Source organism: Nonomuraea sp. KM88 (assembly GCF_052245635.1).
Lineage (GTDB): Bacteria > Actinomycetota > Actinomycetes > Streptosporangiales > Streptosporangiaceae > Nonomuraea.
The window spans coordinates 1-16,485 of the sequence record NZ_JBQQCC010000033.1 but is presented as its reverse complement, the minus strand read 5'-3'; the positions used below and the strand labels follow the sequence as shown (position 1 = coordinate 16,485).

At 69.6% G+C, this 16,485-nt stretch carries 14 protein-coding genes and 1 pseudogene; 3 read left to right on the top strand and 12 right to left on the bottom strand.

The window, feature by feature from the left end; translation table 11 throughout:
- Positions 1–460: 460 nt before the first annotated feature.
- Complete coding sequence (locus ACTWPV_RS47490) at positions 461–1,429, bottom strand: D-alanine--D-alanine ligase family protein (protein ID WP_347647508.1); 969 nt, start codon at positions 1,427–1,429, stop codon at positions 461–463.
- A 145-nt stretch (positions 1,430–1,574) separates the two neighbouring features.
- A complete protein-coding gene (locus tag ACTWPV_RS47485; protein WP_443156889.1) occupies positions 1,575–2,921 on the bottom strand; it encodes an aminotransferase-like domain-containing protein in 1,347 nt (448 codons plus the stop codon).
- A gap of 154 nt (positions 2,922–3,075) precedes the next feature.
- Between ACTWPV_RS47485 and ACTWPV_RS47480 the strand changes: the two genes are divergently transcribed.
- On the top strand, positions 3,076–3,693 hold the full coding sequence (locus tag ACTWPV_RS47480) for a GNAT family N-acetyltransferase (protein ID WP_347647509.1): 618 nt from the start codon (positions 3,076–3,078) through the stop codon (positions 3,691–3,693).
- Positions 3,694–3,801: 108 nt separating this feature from the next.
- On the opposite strand, the gene trxA is transcribed toward ACTWPV_RS47480, so the two are convergent.
- The 8 genes from trxA to ACTWPV_RS47440 form a co-directional block, all read right to left on the bottom strand.
- Positions 3,802–4,116, bottom strand: a complete 315-nt coding sequence (gene trxA / locus ACTWPV_RS47475; RefSeq protein WP_347647510.1) for a thioredoxin — start codon at positions 4,114–4,116, stop codon at positions 3,802–3,804.
- Between the two features lie 11 nt (positions 4,117–4,127).
- Positions 4,128–5,060 (bottom strand): thioredoxin-disulfide reductase, encoded by a 933-nt coding sequence (trxB, locus tag ACTWPV_RS47470; protein WP_443156888.1) that lies wholly within the window; start codon positions 5,058–5,060, stop codon positions 4,128–4,130.
- 138 nt (positions 5,061–5,198) lie between these two features.
- Positions 5,199–6,173, bottom strand: a complete 975-nt coding sequence (locus ACTWPV_RS47465) for a hypothetical protein (protein WP_347647512.1) — start codon at positions 6,171–6,173, stop codon at positions 5,199–5,201.
- Positions 6,163–6,798: an RNA polymerase sigma factor SigM gene (gene sigM, locus ACTWPV_RS47460; RefSeq protein ID WP_347647513.1), complete on the bottom strand. Its 636-nt coding sequence runs from the start codon at positions 6,796–6,798 to the stop codon at positions 6,163–6,165. Before sigM ends, ACTWPV_RS47465 begins: the two co-directional genes overlap by 11 nt.
- Positions 6,799–6,813: 15 nt before the next feature.
- On the bottom strand, positions 6,814–8,325 hold the full coding sequence (locus tag ACTWPV_RS47455; RefSeq protein WP_443156887.1) for a protein kinase family protein: 1,512 nt from the start codon (positions 8,323–8,325) through the stop codon (positions 6,814–6,816).
- Positions 8,326–8,492: 167 nt separating this feature from the next.
- On the bottom strand, positions 8,493–10,100 hold the full coding sequence (murJ, locus tag ACTWPV_RS47450) for a murein biosynthesis integral membrane protein MurJ (RefSeq protein WP_347647515.1): 1,608 nt from the start codon (positions 10,098–10,100) through the stop codon (positions 8,493–8,495).
- The gene (locus ACTWPV_RS47445) at positions 10,097–12,193 is read right to left on the bottom strand and encodes a DUF6049 family protein (RefSeq protein ID WP_347647516.1); all 2,097 of its coding nucleotides are present in this window, start codon (positions 12,191–12,193) and stop codon (positions 10,097–10,099) included. The genes murJ and ACTWPV_RS47445 overlap by 4 nt, the downstream gene beginning before the upstream one ends.
- Positions 12,194–12,243: 50 nt before the next feature.
- The gene (locus tag ACTWPV_RS47440) at positions 12,244–12,768 is read right to left on the bottom strand and encodes an aminoacyl-tRNA deacylase (RefSeq protein ID WP_347647517.1); all 525 of its coding nucleotides are present in this window, start codon (positions 12,766–12,768) and stop codon (positions 12,244–12,246) included.
- A gap of 80 nt (positions 12,769–12,848) precedes the next feature.
- Here ACTWPV_RS47440 and ACTWPV_RS47435 point away from each other — a divergent pair, with 80 nt between their 5' ends.
- Positions 12,849–14,312, top strand: a complete 1,464-nt coding sequence (locus ACTWPV_RS47435) for a CCA tRNA nucleotidyltransferase (RefSeq protein WP_443156886.1) — start codon at positions 12,849–12,851, stop codon at positions 14,310–14,312.
- Here ACTWPV_RS47435 and ACTWPV_RS47430 read toward each other — a convergent pair.
- Positions 14,292–15,578, bottom strand: a complete 1,287-nt coding sequence (locus ACTWPV_RS47430) for an MFS transporter (RefSeq protein ID WP_347647518.1) — start codon at positions 15,576–15,578, stop codon at positions 14,292–14,294. The two genes, ACTWPV_RS47435 and ACTWPV_RS47430, sit on opposite strands and share 21 nt — an antisense overlap.
- 103 nt (positions 15,579–15,681) lie before the next feature.
- Here ACTWPV_RS47430 and idi point away from each other — a divergent pair, with 103 nt between their 5' ends.
- Positions 15,682–16,266, top strand: coding sequence for an isopentenyl-diphosphate Delta-isomerase (idi, locus tag ACTWPV_RS47425; RefSeq protein WP_347647519.1), 585 nt, complete (start codon positions 15,682–15,684; stop codon positions 16,264–16,266).
- A gap of 79 nt (positions 16,267–16,345) precedes the next feature.
- Here the strand turns inward: idi and ACTWPV_RS47420 are convergent.
- Positions 16,346–16,485, bottom strand: a pseudogene (locus ACTWPV_RS47420) (inositol-3-phosphate synthase); the annotation flags it as partial.

Genomic DNA, 16,485 nt, shown 5'->3' with positions numbered 1-16,485 from the left:
CAAGGCTACTTTCACAACCGACGCGGACCACCTCGGGGCAGGGGAGGCGGGCGCCCGGCAAGCCGTCACGGGCCGGTTGCCGACGGGTTCTCCTGCCTGCCGCATGCCGGTGGCGAACGGGCTGGCGGCGCTGCCGTGGCTCGGCGGATCGCAGTGGCGGCGCCGTCGTGGGTGGAAGCGGGATCGGGAAGTGGCGACGCCGGTGCCGTCGGTACGTTTCAGGTTCCGGGCCGGACTTCAGGTACGGGAACAGATCCGCGTAGGGAAGAAGGGCGGGAGCGCGTCTTCGTGGGGGTGGAGCTCTGGGACGGACACCATGCGCGGGCGTGGGCCGAACGCCAGGCATGGGTCCGCACCCGCGTTGGGCCTGGGTGTCTGGGTGGGCCCGAAGGGAGCGCGGGTCCGTGCCTTGGATGAGCTCCGAACGTGCCTTGGCCTAAGGCGTTGCGGGGCCGCGCTCCTAGAGGGGGTTTTCGGGACGGAAGCGGGCAGCGGCGTTCTGGAGGAGGGCGCGGCAGAGGTCGCCCAGGTCCTGGCCGGCCGCTTCGGCGGCCATGGGCAGGAGGGAAGTCTCCGTCATCCCCGGCGCCACGTTGACCTCGAGGAAATGGGGGACGCCCGCCGCGTCGACGATCAGGTCCGTACGGGAGATGTCGCGCAGGCCGAGTGCCGTGTGAGCGGTCACCGCCGTCTCCGCGCACGCCGCGGCGGCCTCGGGGGAGAGGCGGGCGGGGGCGAAGAACTCGGTGTGGCCGGCCGTGTAGCGGGCCGCGTAGTCGTAGACCCCTTCGTCGGGGACGATCTCCACGGCGGGCAGGGCCTCAGGGCCGTTGCCGAGGTCGACGACGGAGACGGCCACCTCCACGCCCTCGACGTACCGCTCGATCAGTGCCGTGTCGCCGTAGGCGAAGCAGCCGACCATGGCGGCGGGGAGCTCTTCCGCGGTGCGGACGATGGAGGCGCCGAGCGCCGAGCCGCCGCGGGCGGGCTTGACGAAGAGGGGCAGGCCGAGCCGCTCCACGATGCGGCCGAGCACGACGGTGGCGCCGAGGTCGTGGAACGTCTCCTTCGGCAGCGTGACGGACTCGGGGGTGTGCAGCCCGACGGAGCGTACGACGGCCTTGGCGGTGGGTTTGTCGAAGGCCACCCGGCAGGCGTCGGGGTCGGCGCCCACGTAGGGAACGTTGAGCAGTTCCAGGACGGAGCGGATGGCGCCGTCCTCGCCCGCGCCGCCGTGCAGGGTGACGAACACGGCATCCGGCGGGTCGGCGAGGATCGAGGGCACGAGGGACGCGTCGGTGTCGCGGGCTTCGACGTCGACGCCCGCCGCGCGCAGCACCTCGCTGACTCGGCGACCGGACCGCAGAGACACCTCTCGCTCATAGGAGAGGCCTCCGGCCAGCACGAGCACGTGGCCCAGATCGCTCATCACAACTCCTCCGCTGATCGCACGCTGTCCAACCGTACCGGCGCCGGGGGTGGATGGTGTACGGCAGGGGCTTCGTCCGCGCGCCTGGCCGGGTGGAGAAATGAAAAGGGCCGGCGTCACCCGGCGCCGGCCCTTTTCGTGACGTTCAGGCCAGGTCGGGCCCGGGCGTGTCCACGCCGGCGTGTTCGCGGGCCGACGAGGTGCCGAACGTGTCGCGCAGCTGCATCTCCTGCTCGATCACCCCGGCGAGCCGGCGTACCCCTTCACGGATGCGGTCGGGCTCGGGGAAGCAGAACGACAGGCGCATGTGTCGTGCCCCGCTGCCGTCGGAGAAGAACCCGGTGCCTGGTACGAACGCGACCCGCTCGGCCACGGCCCGGGGCAGGATGGCCTTCGAGTCGAGCCCTTCGGGCAGGGTGGCCCAGACGAAGAACCCGCCGGCGGGGCGGGTCCAGGTGACCTCGGGCGGCATCAGGGCGTCGAGCGCGTCGAGGAGGGCGTCGCGGCGCTCGCGGTAGAGCTCCTTGAACGTCTTGATCTGCTCGCGCCATGGCTGCGTGGCGAGGTATTGGCCGACGGCCAGCTGGGTGAACGAGGAGTGGGACAGCACGGCCGATTCCATGGCGAGCACGAGCTTGTCGCGGATGGCGTGCGGGGCGAGCGCCCAGCCGACGCGGAAGCCGGGGGCGAGCGTCTTGGAGAAGGACCCGAGGTAGACGACGCCGTCCGGGTTGTCGGCTCGCAGGGCGCGCATGGGCTCGCCGTCGAAGCCGAGCAGCCCGTACGGGTTGTCCTCGATGACGAGGACCCCGGCCCGCTGGCAGATGTCGAGCACCTGCTGGCGGCGGGCGATGTTGAGGGTCACGCCGGCCGGGTTCTGGAAGGTCGGGATCGTGTAGAGGAATTTGATGGGCGCGCCCGCGGTCTCGAGGGCGTAGATGGTCTGGGCCAGGGATTCGGGCACGATGCCCTGATCGTCCATGGCGATGTGAACCACTTTGGCCTGGTAGGCGGCGAACGTTCCCAAAGCCCCCACGTACGAGGGGCCCTCGGCGAGCACCACGTCGCCGGGATCGATGAAGATCCGGGTGATCAGGTCGAGGGCCTGCTGCGAACCGACGGTGACGACCACGTCGTTCGGCCCGGCGTGGATCCCCTCCAGCCGCATGACCTCGCAGATCTGCTCGCGCAGGTGCGGGTCACCCTGGCCGGAACCGTACTGCAGCGCGACGGGGCCGCGCTTGGTGACCAGGTCGGAGACCAGCTCGCCGACCATGTCGAGGGGGAGCGCCGTGACGTACGGCATGCCGCCGGCCAGCGAGACCACCTCGGGCCTCGACGCGACGGCGAAGAGAGCTCGGATCTCGGAGGCGACCATCCCGGTAGCTCGTGCGGCGTACCGATCGACGTACGCGTCGATGCGCGACCCGTGAGTCGCGGGTGCCTGACCGTGATCCCGCTCTGCTGTCACGGCCCACCTCCTAGGTGTCATATCGGACTGAAATACCAGATTACGCTAGACGGACATGTCGCCCGTGACGGGGCTGACCGTCGTGGTGTCGGCTGGTGGCATCTTCACTGGGCTACGATGCCACCTGTGGACGCGGTTTTCGCGCGCTTTTCCGGGTCAACGATAGGGGCGGTAGTTGTCGCGCCGGCTGGTCAACATAACCCTGGACAATCTTGACGATCTGCCGAGGCGCTGCCGGCGGTGCGTGTTCTGGGAGCTCGATCCCGTCAACGGTGAGCGCGCGGTGGATGCGGGCGACTCCGGGCTGGAGAAGGAGGCCTGGATCTCCGGCACGCTCCTGGAATGGGGGAGCTGCGGGAAGATCGTCTATGTCGACGGGGTGCCCGCGGGCTTCGTGCTCTACAGCCCGCCACTCTACAGCCCGCGTTCGCTCGCCTTTCCCACCTCGCCGGTCAGCGCTGACGCGGTGCTGCTGATGTCGGCCCACATCATTCCCGAGTTCTCGGGCGGCGGGCTGGGCCGGATGCTGGTCCAGGGAGTCGCCAAAGATCTGACCCGGCGCGGGGTGAAAGCCATAGAAGCTTTTGGCGACCTCAAGTGGGAAGAGCCTAGTTGCATAGTTCCTGCGGAATACTTGCTTTCTGTTGGATTTAAGACAGTTCGTCCGCATTTGAGATTTCCGCGGCTCCGACTGGAACTCAAGACCGCCGTTTCGTGGCGCGAGGACGTCGAGGTGGCGCTGGAACGGCTGCTCGGCTCCATGAGTCCGGAACGCGCCCTACGTCCCGTCTGACGGCATCTCAGCCCTCCGTGCGCCCATGCGAAAGCCCCCGCCGCGAGGGACGGGGGCTCTGCCGGGCGAAGCGCGCCACGACGGGCGAACTACCAGCGCCGCAGGGCGCTAGATGATGCCCTCGAGCTCGCGCAGCAGCATGGCCTTCGGCTTGGCGCCGATGATCTGCTTCACGACCTCTCCACCCTTGTAGACGTTCAGCGTGGGGATCTGGAGTACGCCGTACTGGCGCGGAACCTCAGGATTCTCGTCGATGTTGAGCTTGACGATCTCCAGCTTGTCGCCGTGCTCCTTGGCGATCTCCTGGAGGATGGGTGAAACCTGGCGGCACGGACCGCACCATTCGGCCCAGAAATCGACGAGGACGGGCTTGTCGCTCTTGAGGACCTCGGTGTCAAAGGTGGCGTCGGTGACAGCCTTCACGGTGCGCTCCTTCACTTCTCGATGGTGGCCAGCCAGCGCTCGGAGTCGAGCGAGGCCGCGCAGCCGGTGCCGGCCGCGGTGATGGCCTGGCGGTAGGTGTGGTCCACGACGTCTCCTGCGGCAAAGACGCCCTCGATGTTGGTGGCGGTGCTGGGGGAGGCGACCTTGATGTAGCCATTCTCGTCGAGGTCGATCTGCCCCTTGACCAGCTCGGTGCGCGGGTCGTGGCCGATGGCCAGGAACAACGCGTCGGTGGCCAGCTCGCATTCCTCGCCGGTCTTGAGGTTGCGCAGCTTGACCGCCTCGACCTTGGTGTCGCCGATCACGTCGACGACCTTGGAGTCCCAGACGAACCGGATCTTGTCGTTCGCGAACGCGCGGTCCTGCATGATCTTGCTGGCCCGCAGCGTGTCACGCCGGTGGACCACCGTCACCATGCGGCCGAACCTGGTCAGGAACGTGGCCTCCTCCATCGCGGTGTCGCCGCCGCCGACGACCACGATGTCCTTGTTGCGGAAGAAGAAGCCGTCACAGGTGGCGCACCAGGACACGCCGTGCCCGGACAGGCGCTTCTCGTTCGCCAGGCCGAGCTCGCGGTAGCCGGACCCCATCGCCAGGATGACGGACTTGGCGTAGTAGGTGTCGGTGTGGGTCTTGACGACCTTGGGATTGGCCTGGAGGTCGACCTCGACGACGTCGTCGGCGACCAGCTCGGCCCCGAAGCGCTCGGCCTGCTTGCGCAGGTTGTCCATCAGGTCGGGACCCATGATGCCGTCGGGGAAACCGGGGAAGTTCTCCACGTCGGTGGTGTTCATGAGCGCGCCGCCCGCCGTGACGGAGCCCTCGAAGATCAGCGGCTTGAGCTCGGCACGAGCGGAGTAGACGGCCGCGGTGTAGCCGGCTGGGCCGGATCCAATGATGATCACGTTACGCACGTCGCTCAACGCTTCACGCCTGCCTTCCTGGTGTGCTGATGCCATCGGCGTCAACAGATCCTAGGCCGCCATGATTCCCCACCCTGCCCTCAACACCCACCCAAAACGAAAGAGCCCGCCGGAGCGGGCTCTGACGTGGGGTTTCGCCTACCAGCGGCCCAGCGCGGGCTTGCGCAGGTTCTTGCAGTTGAACGGGTCGACGATGTCGATGCGCAGCCTCTGCGCGGCCTTGTCCTTCCACGAGGCGATCACCAGGGCCTCCTGGCCGTTGTACTGCCCCTGGTCGACCGCGTACGTCGGCAGCTTCGACCGGTTGGCCACCCTGCTCACGCACTTGTCGACGCTCGCGGCGTCGGACGTGCCGCCGCCGACGATGGGCGCGGGTCCGAAGACGCCTTCGAGCGGCTGCCGCAGCTCGTGGTCGCTGTAGTTGTGCTGGCTGTCGGTCAGCGCGTACGACTTCGCCCGCTGCGGAGCGCGCTCCGCCTGCGAGGGTGTCGAGACTGGCTTCGACTGCGTGGGCAGCGCCACCGGTGGGGCGACGGCTTCGCCCTGGTTACCGCCACCGCTCGCCAGCAGGTTGGTGGAGGCCACCGCCGTGCCGACCACGACGGCCGCCGCCGCTGCCGCGACCGCGGGCAACGCCCAGCCGCGTCGTCGTGCGCGCGTGCGCCTGGCCGGGACGATGGTGCCGTCGTCGGCGACCACCCCGAGGCGCACCGGCTCGGCGACTTCCTCTCCTGGGCCATCGGTCGACACCGGCTCAGGAACTGCGGGCCTGCCGAAGCGTGCGGGCTCCGGCACCTCGGCTGCGCGCTCCCACGGGGCGTCCCGCATGAGCTCGTCCCAGTCGGGTGCGTTCGCGAGGCCGACGCCTCCGCCCTTCCGGGACTCCGCCTCGGCGGCCAGAGCCTTGTCGATGCGCAGTGCGACGCCCATCGGCATGGCCGGTGTGGGGGTCGCCGCGAGCACCTCGCGAACCGTCGCCAGGTCTGCCAGTAGCTCCCCGCAGGGGTCGCAGACCGCGAGATGCCCGCGGACCTGGCGTGCCGTGTCGACGTCTAGGAGACCCTCGGCCAGCTCGGCCAGGATGTCCAGATCGTAGTGCGTATCACCCGTCACGAAGTTCTGCTCCCTTCGCGGATGAGACGCGATTGCCGTCCGTTCGGTTCCGCAGATGCGAAAGAATCGGGGCAAGTTTCGCGCGTCCCCGGGCGCACCGGCTCTTCACCGTGCCGCTCGGCACCTGGAGCACCTGAGCTGCGTCTTCTACCGAATAGCCCATCATGTCGACGAGGACGAGAGCCGCCCGCTGATCGCCGGGCAGGAGTTTGAGTGCGGCGGAGACCTCCATGGAGACCTCACGCTCCACGGTCTGGTCGGGGAGGGGGGTCTCGCGCTCCGCGGCCTCGATCAGCTCGTCGTCGGCGACCGGCCTGACGGACTTGCGACGCATCCGGTCGAGACAGGCGTTGACCACGATGCGGTGCAGCCAGGTGGTGACGGCCGCCTCGCCGCGAAACGTGGCGGCCTTGCGGTATGCGGAGACGAAGGCGTCCTGCACGGCGTCGGCGGCCTCGTCAGGGTCACCGAGCGTACGCAGGGCGACCGCCCACATGCGGTCGCGGTGCCTTTTGACGATTTCGCTGAAGGCGTGAGGGTCCCCGTTGATATGGGCAGACAGCAGCTCGGCGTCTGTGACCGCCGGCCGCTCCGCTGCTGAGGGTGTCTCGGGTGGGGAGTTCACAAGAGAGTTTCCTGATTATGCCGATCCGGGAGAGTGCACCACTACTTCATAGATGGTGCCATGAAACTTGCCCGCATCTGCCGGAACGCGCGTAAACCAGATCAAAACGTACTGACCGCTTGCCGGTTCTTCGGGGGTGAGGGTGGTTTTACCTGCTGCGTTCTTCTTGGTCGCCACCGTTTTCATCGCGTCGAGATTGGCGGAGTCGCCCACCTTGAGTTCCACGTTCGCGCCCGACGCGTCGCCCAGCGTGGCCACCACGTCGCTGATCTGCATGGACTTGCCCATGTCGAGCAGCAGGCCGACGCCGTCCTTCAGCCGGCCCAGGTCGGCGCTGGTGTAGGCCTCGGTCTTCCACAACGTGCTGGGCTTGCCGTCGATGGCCAGCTTCGCGATGTCGGACTTCTCGTCACTGTCGCCGAGCGGGTCGAAGCCCTTGGCGCTCTCGGGCTTGACGGCCTGAGCCTCTGCGGACGCCGACGCCGACGTGCTGGGCACGGTCTGCTGCGCCTCAGGATTGGTGGGGCTGCCCAGGCTCCTGCCGATCGTCCACGCGCCCACGCCGACGGCGGCGATGACGAGCAGCACCACCAGCGTCATCAGCACCCGGTTGACCATGCTGCCCTCGCCCTTGGGCACGCGGTGCGGCATGGCCTGCGGCGGCGGGACGGCCAGCTTCTGGCGGTGGGCGATGTCGAGACCCTCGGTGTGGGAGGCGGAGGCCACCGCGGGAGTCGAAGGATAGGAGATCGGGATCGGCATCGGCCTGGCGACGTCGGCCAGCGCATCGGCCACCTCGGCCGGAGTGGCCAGCGCGCCCTGGCCCCTGCGCGCCTCGGGCAGGCACGCCCGCACGGTCACCGCGTCGAGATAGCCGGGCACGCCCGCGGTGACCTGCCGAGGCGTGCAGAAGTGGCCGTCGGTCATCGGCGCCGCGGGCAGGCCGCCCTCTTCCTCGTCGCCGGGCCAGTGGCCGGTCAGCCCCGCGTAGAGCAGCCGGCCGAGGCCCTCGGCGTCGTCGAGGGCCGGCTGGTCGGTGGTGAGTCCGTACATCGCTGCGTCGACGGCCACGCCGAGCACCTTGACCGTGTTGCCGGTCGTCCACACCAGGTGGGACGGGCGCAGGCACAGGTGGTAGAGCTGCGCCTCGTGGGCGTGCGCGAGCGCCTCGGCGGCCTCGGCGACCAGCCCCGCCGCGCGCTCCGGCTCCAGCGGCCCCGAGGCCAGCAGGTCGGTCAGGCTCTCGCCGGTGACCCACTCGCTGACGACGTAGGAGGCCTTCTCGTCCTCCGCCGCGTCGAACACCTGGGTCAGGCGCGGGTCGGTGAGCCGGCTCGCCGACCGGGCGGCCGTGACGACCTCGTGGACCCGGGGGAAGCCGGGGGCGAAGGTGTGGACCGCCACGGGCCGGGCGAGGATCTCGTCGATGGCCTTCCACAGGGTGGCGCCGTCGGACTCGCTGACGCGGTCCTCGAGCCGGAAGCGCTCGGCGAGGCGGGTGCCGGGTTCGACGGCCGACGTGCTCACTGGCTCACTCCGCTGGGCCGATCGGGCGTGCTCATGACTCGACTCACCTGCGTGGTCGTGTACCACGAAGGCACGCTATGCCGGGTGGATCCGCCCACGCCCCTCCTGCTTCCATTCGCCGCGTGTCGGGCTCCATGGTAGTGCCGAGTAGATTCCGCCCGCGTTCTTTACCGACCTACCCGCCCCGCGACCATCCCAACGATGGAGTTGACCTCCGGGATGCGCATTCTGTGCGCAACGCCGAGATAGAGGATCAATCCAAGGCCGCCACCGACGGCCAGAACGATCAGCGAATTGACGAACCCTAGCCCGTCGAAGACCCCCGTGACCACCCAGACCGCCCCGAGTGCCAGCACGGCGGTGGGCAGAGCGGCGAGATACATCCTCGTCAGCGCCATGCCGATGCTCCATCCGCCCAGCCCTTGGACCCGGCGGCCGGCCAGCCACCACGCCGTCAGGGCGCCCAGCGCGTACGCGACCGCGTACGCGAGAGCCAGCCCCATCACGGCGTAGCGCGCCGGCAGCAGCGTGAAGAAAAGCCACATGAGCAGGGCGTTGACCGCTGTCGTGCCCGCGCCGACGAACACTGGCGTGCGGGTGTCGCCGAAGCTGTAGAAGACCCGGAGCAGCAGTTGGAAGAGCGCGAACGGCACCAGCGCCAGCCCGTAGACCTGCAGCACGTTGCCGATGTAGACGGCGTCGGCGACGCTGTTGGCGCCGTGGCCGTAGATCGGCACGGTGATCGCCGGGCCGAGCACCATGAGCAGCAGCGACACCGGCACCATCAACGAGCAGATGAGGCGTACGCTCGACCCGAACTCGGAGCGGACGTCGTCGAACCGCCCGTCGCTGACGGCCCTGCTCATGCGCGGCAGCATGGCCGTGATCACTGAGACGCCGATGACGCCGTAGGGCAGCTGGAAGAGCTGGAACGCCAGGGTGTACGGGCTGATGCCGTGCCCCTCCACCACGGAGCCCGCGGCGCTGGCAAGGTTGGTGGTCAGCACGAAGCCGAGCTGGGTGACGACGGTGTAGCCGATCGTCCAGACGCCTGCCTTGGCCATCTCACCCAGCCGGGCGTTACGCAGGTCGAGGCGGGGCTTGAAGGAGAACCCGGCGCGCTTGAGCGCCACGATCAACACGGACGCCTGCGCCACGATGCCGGCCGTGGTACCGAGGCCCAGCAGGACGAGATCACCGTCGGTGACCTTGGAGATGTCGCCCTTCGCGGTGCTGACCAGGGCGAAGAGAAGGAACGCGCAGATGACGACGACGTTGTTGAGCACCGGCGCCCACATGGGCGCGGCGAAGCGGTCGCGGGTGTTGAGGATGGCGCCCGCCACCGCGCCCATGCCGAAGAAGGCCAGCTGCGGCAGGATGAAGCGGGCCAGCATGACCGCGACCTCGAACTCCCGGCTGTCCGGTGCCCACACCGTGTAGAGGTCGATGAGCAGCGGCGCGGCGAGAGCGGCGGCGACCGCGATGACGGCCAGCGCCAGCGTGGCGAGCGTCAGCAGGCGCTGCTCGTAGGCCCGCCCGCCGTCGGCGTCGTGCTGCTGCGCCCGGACGATCATCGGCACCACGACGCTGCTCAGCACGCCCAGCAGCAGCAGGTCGAGAATGCTGTACGGGATCGCGTAGGCCGCGTTGTAGGCGTCGCCGAGCAGAGCCGTGCCGATGGCGTACGCCAGCACCATGGTCCTGACGAAACCCGTCACCCTGGACACCATCGTGCCCGCCGCCATGATCGCGCTGGCCCGCAGCATGCGGCTCATGCCGTGCTCACCTCCCGGTTCTTGGCGGCCCTGGCGAGCTTGCGTTCCGACCGTCGCCGCAGCACCCGCGTCACCACGGCGGCGAGCATAACGGTGAGAGCGGCTCCGACGATCACCGAGGCGATGCCCGTGTAGCCCGTGGTGCGGATGGTCAGCCGCACCGGCTCGCCGTACGCCTTGCCGTCGGTGGTCTTGAGCTGCACGGTGACCGTCGCGTCACCGTTGCTGGTGGCGCTCATCGGCACCTGGACAGTGCCGCTCTGCCCGACGCCGATGTTGAGCAGCTCGTCCTGATCCTTCACCTGCAGCAGCTTGCGGTTGTTGGACTGGACGTCGATGTAGAGGGCGATGGGGGCGCCCGTGGAGTTCTTCACGCTGATGGGCACCACGCCGTTGCTGCCGGCCAGCGTGCGCGGCCTGTCGGGGCCGGCCCCGGTGATCGCGACCTTCTCCAGGCGGTCCTCGACCTCCGCGCTCACCACCTTGGTCAGCGCGCGGCCCGTCCGCGAGCTGGCGCGCCAGGCCGAGGAGGAGAGCCTGAGCACGGCCGCGTCGAAGCTCGACTGCGTCGTGGTCGTCGTGATCTCGGCGGTCAGCTGCGCCTCCGCCCAGGTCTCCTTGACCCGCTTGAGGTATTTGCCGCTCAGCTCGTCCTTGCGGTCGGCGTCGGTGTAGGTCAGCCCGGCGCGCGGCACCGACGCCTTGCCCGGCTTGATCGACTCGAGTGTCGTCATCTGCAACCACGGCAGGCGGCCCGCGGTCTTCATCAGGGCGGAGACGAGCGCCGGGTTGGGGTCCCAGCGCCGGGACGGGGCGATGACCAGCGACCTGGGCGCGGCCTGCCCCTGTTCGGCGGAGATCATCGCGGTCTCGGCGATGAAGCGCTGCGTGCTCAGCAGCGTGCTCGTGGCGCCTTTGGGCTCGAACAGGGCGCTCAGCTGGGGGTCGGCGACCAGCGCGGTGACGGGGCCGTTGACCGAGTCGAGAGTGGACGCGGCGTCGGGAGTGAAGGTGACGGGCGGCTGCGGCGGCAGGTTGCCGGCGTCGAGCAGCACCCGGTCGACCTTGGCCTCGGCGACCGAGAGCAGGTCGAGCGCGTCCGGGTCGAGCCGGCCCGACGGCGGCCAGTTGACGTTGGTCTTCACCTCGCGGCCCAGCAGCTCTCTGGCTTTCTGCCCGGCCAGCTGGATGGCCCTGTTGGGCTGCACGTCGAGGCCGCGGTGGGCCAGCCCTGTCACGTCAGGGTCGGCGTAGGGGACCGCGACCACGGGTGAGGAGGCCAGCGAGGTGCGCATGGTCGTCAGCCACGTGCCGGCCTCGGCGCTGGCCGGCCGCTGCTCGTCGCCGTCCTTCGTCTTGACCGTGTAGCCGCCCTTCATCATGTTGACGTCGTCGAGCAACGCCGGGTCGACGAACCAGCTGACGGTCTTGGGCGCGACCTGCGCGATGCGGGCCAGGTCGGCCAGCCGGCCCTTGCCGGTGATCGCCTGGCTCAGCTTGTCGTCCACGAACCGCGACGCGTCGGTCGCCCGGTGCGGCTGGTCGATGACCGGCAGGGCGATGGCCAGCTGGTTGCGCGGCAACTTGGGCACGGTGGGCGGCGCGTAGGTGAGGAAAGTGCGCTGCGCGTAGACAGGAACGCCGTACTGGGCCACGTCGATGGCGATCGGATAGACCCCGAACGAGCGGTAGCCGAGCTGCACCGGCGTCGCGGTGAACTCCCAGCGCGCCTCCTCACCGGCGGCGAGCGGCGGGATGTCCGTCGCCGAGGAGCTCGAGACGTTGGCCGGGAGCGTTGCGGTGTTCTGGTCGGCCGCGTAGGTGGCCATGGAGGCCCGGTCGGTGAACCTCTGCGGCGTGTAGCGCAGGCGTACGCGCTGGGCCGGCGTGGGCGCGCCGGTGTCGTTGCGGACCGTGCCGGTGAACGTGATCTCGTCTGTCTGCAAGGTGGGCACGTCAGGCGTGATCGACGCGAGCGACACGGTGACGGTCTGCCTGCTCGCGCTGGTGGCAGCCGCGCCCGGCGTCGCGGCCACCAGGGGGGCGAGCAACGCGGCGGAGAGCACGGCGAGCAGCGTGGCCTTACGGATCACGCGGATGCCCGAGCTGGAGTACGACGACGCACGCCCGCAATGGTACGGGTTCAGTGCCGCCGCGCGACCGCCCCACGTGATCCTCTCAGGCGTGTGCCCCGTAGGTCGGCCAGCTTTCCCGGCAGGAGTGTCAGCAGGTCGACGGCGCGCAAGGAGAGCGCGGTGTGGCGTTCGCCGATGGGCATGAAGACCGGCCCTTCGTCCACGCGCAGCCGGTCGTCGATGAAGACGGGCAGCGACTCCGGCAGCAGCAGCGGGCACACCAGCCCGTCGGCGTAGTCGGTGGCCGCGTTGACCACGTGGGCCGGGGCGTAGCGCACCTGGCGCGCCGCGAGCAGACCGCCGACGGCTCCAGGGCTGGGCGGCAGGGCGACGGGGGAGGTCACCGCGACGACGACCTCGCGGCCGACCCTGGTGGCCACGTCGAACACGGTGACCATCAGGCACCTCTCGGGTGCCGCGGAGACCGTCCTCGGCAGCTCTTCCGCGGATGTCATGGGACGCGGAAGGCGTACGATCTCATGATGGACCTGGTGTGCGAGGAGCCAGCGGTGGATCGCGAGGGCGTCCTTCATATAGTCCTCCTTACCTCGTTCCATGGCCCCCGACGGTCCCATGACCGAAGGTAACCCGGACCTGGTGTGGCTCGGGGGATATGTTCCGGAAGGACCCACTGAGTTTGTCCGACTCAACTCTGACCGAAAGCCAGCGGAAGGCCATGCACGGCCTGTTCCGCAAGATCGCGCCGGCGGCCGACGAGCTCGGCCGCCTGTTCGCCGCGCACGGCCACGAGCTCGCTCTGGTCGGCGGGCCCGTACGTGATCTCCTCCTCGGCCGCATCGGCAACGACCTCGACCTGACGACCGACGCCCACCCCGAGCGGGTGCTGGAGCTCGTCAAACCCTGGGCCGACTCCGTGTGGACGATCGGCATCGACTTCGGCACCGTCGGCCTGCGCAAGGGCGCCTCGCTCATCGAGGTCACGACCTACCGCAGCGAGTCGTACGACCCGAAGTCGCGCAAACCCGAGGTCATGTACGGCGAGACGCTGGAGGCCGACCTGGAGCGGCGCGACTTCGCGGTCAACGCGATGGCGGTGCGGCTGCCCGGGCACGAGTTCGCCGACCCGTACGGCGGGCTGCGCGACCTGCGCGCCAAGGTGCTGCGCACGCCGGGGCCTCCCGAGCGGTCCTTCGGCGACGACCCGCTGCGCATGTTGCGGGCGGCCAGGTTCGCCTCGCAGCTCGGGTTCGAGGTGGACGACGAGGCCCTCGCGGCGATGTCCTCGATGGCCGAGCGCATCCAGATCGTCTCGGCCGAGCGCATCCGCGACGAGCTCGACAAGCTCCTCTGCGGCGCCCACCCGCGCGAAGGGCTGGGGCTGCTGGTCCAGACGGGGCTGGCGGCCTACGTGCTGCCCGAGCTGCCCAAGCTGCGCCTCGAGATCGACGAGCACCACCGGCACAAGGACGTCTACGAGCACACGCTGACGGTGCTCGACCAGGCCATCGCGCAGGAGGAGGACGGCAAGCCCGACCGGATCCTGCGCTGGGCGGCGCTCATGCACGACGTCGGCAAGCCGAAGACGCGCCGCCACGAGCCGGGCGGGCGGGTGTCGTTCCACCACCACGAGGTGGTCGGGGCCCAGATGACGAAGAAGCGGATGACCGAGCTGAAGTTCCCGAAGGACGTCGTGTCCGACGTCTCCCGGCTGGTCGAGCTGCACCTGCGCTTCCACGGCTACGGCACGGGCGAGTGGACCGACAGCGCCGTGCGGCGCTACGTGCGCGACGCCGGCCACCTGCTCGACCGGCTGCACAAGCTGACCAGGGCCGACTGCACGACCCGCAACAAGCGCAAGGCCGCGGCGCTGTCGCGGACGTACGACCACCTCGAGGAGCGCATCTCCAGGCTCGCCGAGGAGGAGGAACTGGCCAAGATCCGGCCCGAGCTCGACGGTAACGAGATCCAGCGCGTGCTCGGGGTGGGGCCGGGGCCGGTCGTGGGGCGGGCGTACAAGTTCCTGCTCGACCTCAGGCTCGACAAGGGCATGATCGGCAAGGAGGCGGCCACCGAGGCGCTGCTGGAGTGGGCCAGGTCAAACCACCTCGGCACGTGACGTGGTGGTGATCATCCGGTAGGCGAGCGCCGCCGCGGGATAGCCGACCGAGATGATCAGCACGGCGGCGTACGACTTGCCGTCGGGAGGCAGGATCACCGCCGACAGGGCGGCGGCGAGCACGTACATGCCGTTGAAGAGCATGTCGTAGATGGAGAACGCGCGGCCTCGGTAGATGTCCTCGACGTCGCGCTGGACCGTCGTGTCGGCGCAGATCTTGACGCTCTGCCCGGCCAGGCCCAGCACGAACCCGGCCACCGGCAGCCCCCACTCCTGGAACGGCAGGACGAGCACCGCCGTCAGCACCCCGGCTCCGGCCATCGCGATCTGCACCCACCGCTCGATCCCGAACCACTCGGTCGCGTACGGGGTGACGATCACGGCCAGGGCGGTGCCGAGTCCGGCGCCGACCACGACCAGGCTCACCCCGCGCAGCGCGGTCTCGGCGTCGCCGTCGGCGAAGTAGTAGCGGTAGAGGATGATGCCGAGCGCGGTGGACATGCCGAACAGGAACCGGTGCGTGGCCATCGCGCCGAGCGTCGCGGCGGCCACCCGGTGCCGCAGCAGGTGCTTGGCGCCGTCGGCCAGGCCGGTGACGACGTTGCGCAGCTCCTGGCGCGCCTGCGGCCGGTCGGGGTCGGGCCACGGGCCGAGGAGCTGACGCTCCATCGTCCGCGCCACCAGCGCGCTCAGCGTGAACACCACGCCGGACGTGGCCAGCAGCAGCGCCACCCCGAAGTCGCCGCCGCCGAAGATCTCCCGCAGCAGGAATCCGACGCCCGCGCCGATGAACGTGGCCACCGTCCCCGAGGTGGGGGTGACCGCGTTGGCCGCGATCAGCCGCTCAGAGGGGACGACGTGCGGCAGCGAGGCGCCGAGCGCGGCCAGGAAGAACCGGTTGACGCCGAGCACCAGCAGCGCCGCGCCGTAGAAGAGCGGATCCGGCACGTCGGCGGCGATCAGCCCGGCGGCCACGAGCAGCAGCAGACCGCGTACGAAGGGCGCGACGACCAGGATCTGCCGCCGCGACCAGCGGTCGATGAACACGCCGACGAAGGGCCCGAGCACGCTGTACGGCAGCAGCAGCACGGCCAGCCCGGCGGCCACCTCGAGCGCGGTCGTCTGGTTCTCGGGGCTGAAGAAGGCGAAACCGGTCACGCCGAACTGGAAGATCCCGTCGGAGAACTGGGAGACCAGCCGGGTCCCGAACAGGCGCCGGAAGTCCCGGCCTCGTAGGACCACGCGGAGATCGGCGACGAACGACACTCCGTCAGCCTAGCCCCGTGCCCGCCGCCTGGGACGCGTGGATGCCGGTCCAGCAGGTGAACCGGGTTCCGCACAGTACACATGATCACGTACGCTTCGAAGCGTGACGACTGAGGAACACGTTGTGCTGGTCGATCGCAGTGGCCACGCGCTCGGCACCGCGCCGAAGACGTCGGTGCACTCCCGCGACACTCCCCTCCATCTGGCCTTCTCCAGCTACGTCTTCGATCGGGAAGGCCGCGTCCTGCTCAGCAGGAGGGCCGACCACAAGATCACCTGGCCGGGCGTCTGGACCAACAGCTGCTGCGGCCACCCGCTGCCGGGCGAGCCGCTGGATCGCGCGGTCATGCGCCGGCTCTCCTACGAGCTGGGGCTGAAGGCCGAGCGCGCCGACCTGATGTTGCCCGGCTTCGCCTACCGCGCCGTCATGGCCAACGGCATCGTGGAGCACGAGCTGTGCCCGGTCTTCCGGGTCACGGTCGACGCTCCCGCCGTGCCCAACCCCGACGAGGTGGGGGAGGTGTCGTGGATGCCGTGGAAGGAGTTCACAGAGGGCGTGCTGAACGGCCTGCTGGCGATCTCGCCGTGGTGCAGGGAGCAGGTGCCGCAGCTGGCGGAGCTCGGCTCCGACCCGCTCACCTGGCGGCCGGCCGCCGCCGGCGAGCTGCCTCCGGCCGCCCGCCTCTGAGCCCGCTCTCTGGGCTGCCTGAGATGCGGAAGGCGCCGCGCCCGTTCGGGGGTGCGGCGCCCTGGGGGCGGTCAGGGGGTCAGCGTTCGACTTCTCCGCGGATGAATTTCTCGACGTAGTCGCGGGCCTGGTCGTCGGAGTACTGCTCGGGTGGTGACTTCATGAAGTAGGAGGACGCTGACAGGATGGGGCCGGCGATGCCGCGGTCGAGGGCGATCT